We start from the raw sequence: 5,107 nt of genomic DNA, 5'->3' as shown, positions 1-5,107 counted from the left end.
TGGACGCCAGCGGCCCGATGGACAGCGTGCAGCAGGCCATCCGCACGGTGCTGGCCCCCCACCTGAGCATGGTGGGCGGGGGGGCGGATGCCTGATCCGCGCACCTGCCGCCAGTTGTTCGGGCATGACGCGGCATGGCGGGAATTCCTGTCCGTCATCCGCACGGGCAGGCTGCACCATGCCTGGCTGCTGACCGGGCCGGAAGGGATCGGCAAGGCCACCATGGCCTTCATGATGGCGCGCGTGCTGCTGGGGGCGGAAGATCACGACAGTCCCGTCGGCCGCCGGGTCAGCGCGGGCACGCATGCCGACCTGCTGGTGGTCGCGCGCGGGGTGGATGAAAAACGCCACCGCCTGCGGCGCGAGATCGTGGGGGACGACATCCGCCCCATTCCCGCCTTCCTGCGCCGCACGGCGGCCGAAGGCGGCTGGCGCGTGGTGATCGTGGATGGCGCGGAATACATGAACCGCACGGCGGCCAACGCCATCCTCAAGATCCTTGAGGAACCGCCCGAACGCGCCATCCTGATCCTGACCACCTCCGTGCCGGGCCGCCTGCTGCCCACCATCCGCAGCCGTTGCCGGGTGCTGGGGCTGGGCGCGCTGGATGAAGCGGCCATGCGCGCCATGCTGTCGCACATGCCGCAGCCCGCCGATATGCCGGGGCTGGACAGCATCCTGCCACTGGCCCGTGGCGCGCCGGGCAAGGCGCTGGAACTGCTCGACGGGGGCGGGGCGGAGGTCGCGCATCTCGTGGCGCGGGTCATGAATGGCGCGGCGGATGAGGGGGCTGGCTACGACATTGCCGAGCAGGTCACAAAACGGGAAAATGGTTTTTCCGTCTTTTTCGATCTGCTGTGTAATGCCATATCTGAGAAAACGCGCGATCTGGCCCGCAACGCGGCCCGGGCGCGTGGGAGTGATCTCCGCCCCGCCCGCCTGGCCCTGCTGTGGCAGGACATGGTACGGCTGCGCGCGGAAACCGAACAATTCAATCTGGACAGGCAGCAGGCGGTTCTAACGGCGCTTGCGCGGGTGAGTGAAACATGACACGGCGCTACTACGTCACCACACCAATCTATTACGTGAACGGAGCGCCACATATCGGCCATGCCTACACGTCCGTCGCGGCCGACGTGATCGCGCGCTTCAAGCGTCTGGCGGGGTTCGATGTCTTTTTCCTGACCGGAACGGACGAACACGGCCAGAAGGTGGAACAGGCCGCGCAGGCGGCGGGCATGGAGCCCATCGCCTTTGCCGACCGGGTGGCGGCCGATTTCCGCGATATGTATGACAGGATGGCCATTTCGTACGATGATTTCATCCGTACGACCGAACCCCGCCACGCGGCGGGTGCCTCCGCGCTGTGGAAGAAGCTGGAGGAAAACGGCCATATCTACCTTGGCGCGTACGAAGGCTGGTACGCGCTGCGCGATGAATGTTTCTACGGTGAGGATGAACTGGTCACCGGCCCTGATGGCAGGAAGGTGGCCCCCACCGGTGCCGCCGTGGAATGGGTGAAGGAGCCGTCCTACTTCTTCCGTCTCTCCGCCTTTGGTGACAGGCTGCTGGAACTGTATGAAAGCCGCCCCGGTTTCATCGAACCGGCCAGCCGCCGCAACGAGGTCGCAAGTTTCGTGCGGCAGGGGCTGCGCGACCTGTCCATCAGCCGCACCAGCTTCAACTGGGGCATTCCCGTGCCGGGGGATCCGAAGCATGTGATGTATGTGTGGGTCGATGCGCTGGCCAATTACCTCTCCGCCGTGGGCTATCCGGATGAAAAGGCGGCGCGGTGGGATTTCTGGCCCGCCAACCTGCATCTGGTCGGCAAGGACATCCTGCGCTTTCACGCCATCTACTGGCCCGCGCTGCTGATGGGGGCGGGGCTTGAACTGCCCGATCGCGTGTTCTCGCACGGGTGGTGGACCATCGAAGGCCAGAAGATGAGCAAGTCGCTGGGCAATGTGGTGGACCCGCGCGACCTTGTGGAAACCTTCGGCCTCGACCCGATCCGGTTTTTCCTGATGCGCGAGATGCCCTTTGGCGGTGACAGCGATCTCAGCCGCCGGGCCATCATCTCGCGCATGAATGTCGAACTGGCGAATGATCTGGGCAATCTGGCGCAGCGCACGCTGTCACAGATCGCGCGCAACTGCGGGGGTGTGCTGCCCGGACGGGGCACCCTCACGGCGGAGGATACCGCCCTGCTGGCCCCGGCCAGCCTGCTGCCCGGGATCATGCACGAGCAGATTGACCGTCAGGCCCTGACCGACGCGCTGGAGGAGGTGTGGAAGGTCATCCGCGCGTGCAACGCCTATATCGACCATCAGGCCCCGTGGAAGCTGAAGAAGACCGACAGCGCGCGCATGAACGACGTGCTGCGCGTGCTGGCCGACGCCCTGCGCATCATCGCGACCGTACTCCAGCCCTACATGCCCGGCAGCATGGACCGGATGCTGACCCAGCTTGGCGTGGAAAGCGGCGAACGTGATTTCGCCGCACTCGACACACCGCTGCCCGCGGGCCGCGTGCTGCCCGCCCCGCAGGGCATCTTCCCCCGCCATGTTGAACCGGAGGCGACATGACCCGTACGGGACTGACCGATTCCCACTGTCATCTCGACCATTTTTCCGACGACGAACTGCCCGATGTCCTGACCCGCGCCCGGCAGGCCGGGGTGGATGGCCTGGTCACGGTCGGAACACGGCTGTCACGCGCGGCGCAACAGAAGAAGCTGGCGGAACTGGACCGGCCCGACCTGCGGGTGTGGTGCACCATCGGCACCCATCCCGACCATGTGGCGGAGGAAACCCTGCCTGATGCCGCCACACTCGCCGCCATGGCGGATGACCCGTGCGTGGTGGGGCTGGGGGAAAGCGGGCTGGACTATTTCCATGGGCAGGCGGAGATCCGCCCGCTCCAGCAGGAAAGTTTCCGCGTGCATATCGACGCCGCGCGCCAGACCGGCCTGCCGCTGGTGATCCACACGCGTGAGGCGGATGATGACATGCTGGCGATCCTGCGTGACGAGACCGAACGCAACGGGGTCTTTCCGTTCCTGATCCACTGCTTTTCCTCCGGGCCGGAACTGGCCCGTGGGGCGCTGGAACTGGGGGGGTATATCAGCTTCTCCGGCATCGCGACCTTCAACCGCGCGCAGTCGGTGCGCGACGTGGCCCGCGACGTGCCCGATGACCGCCTGCTGGTGGAAACCGATTCGCCCTATCTCGCCCCCGTGCCCCGGCGTGGCAAGCGCAATGAACCCGGCTACGTGGCCTATACCGCCCGCGTGCTGGCGGACCTGCGCGGGATGGAGGATGCGGCCTTTGCCGAGATGACCACGCGCAATTTCACCCGCCTGTTCAGCCGGGCGGCCTGACGGCATGGAACTGATCGTTCTCGGCTGCGGTGGTTCCGCCGGCGTGCCCATGCTTGGCGGCCCCGATGGGGCGGGGGACTGGGGGAGTGCGATCCGGCCCAGCCGCGCAACCGCCGCACGCGGTCATCCATCATCATGAATGACGGGCCGGGCCGGATGCTGCTGGTCGATACCGGGCCGGACCTGCGCGCCCAGCTTCTGGCGCAGCGCGTAAGCCGGGTGGATGCGGTGCTGTACACCCACGCCCATGCCGACCATATCGCCGGGCTTGATGAACTGCGGGGGGTCAACCGCGTCATCAACGGGCCACTGCCGGTCTATGGCACGGCGGAGGTGCTGGATGAGATCACGGTCCGCTTCGATTACGCCTTCCGCCCATGGACGCCGCCACGCATCATCCGCCCCATTCTCGAGGCCCGTCCCGTCACCCTGCCGGTCAGGCAGGTCATGGCGGGCATGGAAGTGGACCTGTTCAGCCAGCACCATGGCTGGACCGAAACGCTGGGCCTGCGCATAGGCCCGATGGCGTACTGCACCGACGTGGTCGAACTGGATGAGGTGGCGCTCGATACGCTGCGCGGAGTCGATACGTGCTGGTGGACTGTTTCCAGCGCGTGGAACATTCCTCCCACGGGTGGCTGGAGCGGGTGCTGCACTGGCGCGACATCATAAAACCCCGCCGCACCGTGCTGACCCACATGGGGCCGGACATGGACTGGGGGTGGATGCAGGCCAACCTGCCCGAAGGGGTCGAGGCCGCGTATGACGGATTGCGGCTTTACGCCTGAGCATCCACGGGCCGGATTAAGGCCGGTCCGGCATATAAAACGCAAAGGATGCGCGTAATGCTTGCCAGCGCGGCGTTCGCACCCTATGAGGGTGCGCCAACGGTCGGTGACCCGAGGCGCGGGGAAGCCGCCATCTGTTGACGAGGCCCCTGCATCATGTCTTCCACCCCGAAAAATACATCCGCACCCCGCATCGAGGATCGAATCCGCGAAGCCCTGGCGTTTGACGACGTTCTGGTCGTGCCTGACGAATCGAACGTCCTGCCATCGCAGACATCCACGCGGACGCGGCTGACCCGCAAGATCACGCTGAACATCCCGCTGGTCTCCTCCGCCATGGATACCGTGACCGAGGACGGCATGGCCATCGCCATGGCCCAGAACGGCGGGCTGGGCGTGATCCACAAGAACCTGACGATCGAGCAGCAGGCCGAACAGGTCCGCCGCGTCAAGCGCTTCGAATCCGGCATGGTGGTCAATCCCGTCACGGTCTATCCCGACCAGACGCTGGCCGAGGTCAACGCGATCATGTCCCGCCACGGCATAAGCGGCCTGCCGGTCGTGGAGCGCGAGACCAACCGGCTGGTCGGCATCCTGACCAACCGCGATGTCCGCTTCGCCACCGATCCGGGGCAGCGCGTCTATGAACTCATGACGCGCGAGAACCTGGTGACCGTGCGCAACAACGCCGACCGCGATCAGGCCCGCCAGCTCCTGCACCGCCACCGGATCGAGAAACTGCTGGTCATTGATGACGAGGATCGCTGCATCGGCCTCATCACCGTCAAGGACATGGACCGCGCCGTCCAGTATCCGCAGGCCAACAAGGACAGCCTCGGCCGCCTGCTCTGCGCGGCGGCGACGGGCGTGGGGGATGACGGCGTGGCGCGTGCGCGCGAACTCATGGCCGCGGGCGTGGATGTGCTGGTGGTCGATACCG

4 protein-coding genes and 1 pseudogene are annotated in these 5,107 nt (G+C 66.1%); all 5 read left to right on the top strand.

Annotated elements, in window-relative coordinates:
- Nucleotides 1–87 precede the first annotated feature (87 nt).
- Nucleotides 88–1,050, top strand: a complete 963-nt coding sequence (locus JCM25156_RS09255) for a DNA polymerase III subunit delta' (protein WP_025812856.1) — start codon at nucleotides 88–90, stop codon at nucleotides 1,048–1,050.
- Entirely contained in the window at nucleotides 1,047–2,585 is a 1,539-nt protein-coding gene (metG, locus tag JCM25156_RS09250) for a methionine--tRNA ligase (RefSeq protein ID WP_025812855.1), read from the top strand. Before JCM25156_RS09255 ends, metG begins: the two co-directional genes overlap by 4 nt.
- A complete protein-coding gene (locus JCM25156_RS09245; protein WP_025812854.1) occupies nucleotides 2,582–3,379 on the top strand; it encodes a TatD family hydrolase in 798 nt (265 codons plus the stop codon). Before metG ends, JCM25156_RS09245 begins: the two co-directional genes overlap by 4 nt.
- 4 nt (nucleotides 3,380–3,383) lie before the next feature.
- A pseudogene (locus JCM25156_RS23045) lies at nucleotides 3,384–4,167 on the top strand (MBL fold metallo-hydrolase).
- A 156-nt stretch (nucleotides 4,168–4,323) separates the two neighbouring features.
- On the top strand, nucleotides 4,324–5,107 hold a 784-nt coding region (guaB, locus tag JCM25156_RS09235; RefSeq protein WP_025812853.1), incomplete at its 3' end, for an IMP dehydrogenase.

The organism is Komagataeibacter kakiaceti JCM 25156 (assembly GCF_000613305.1).
This window is presented reverse-complemented; position numbering and strand designations above follow the sequence as displayed.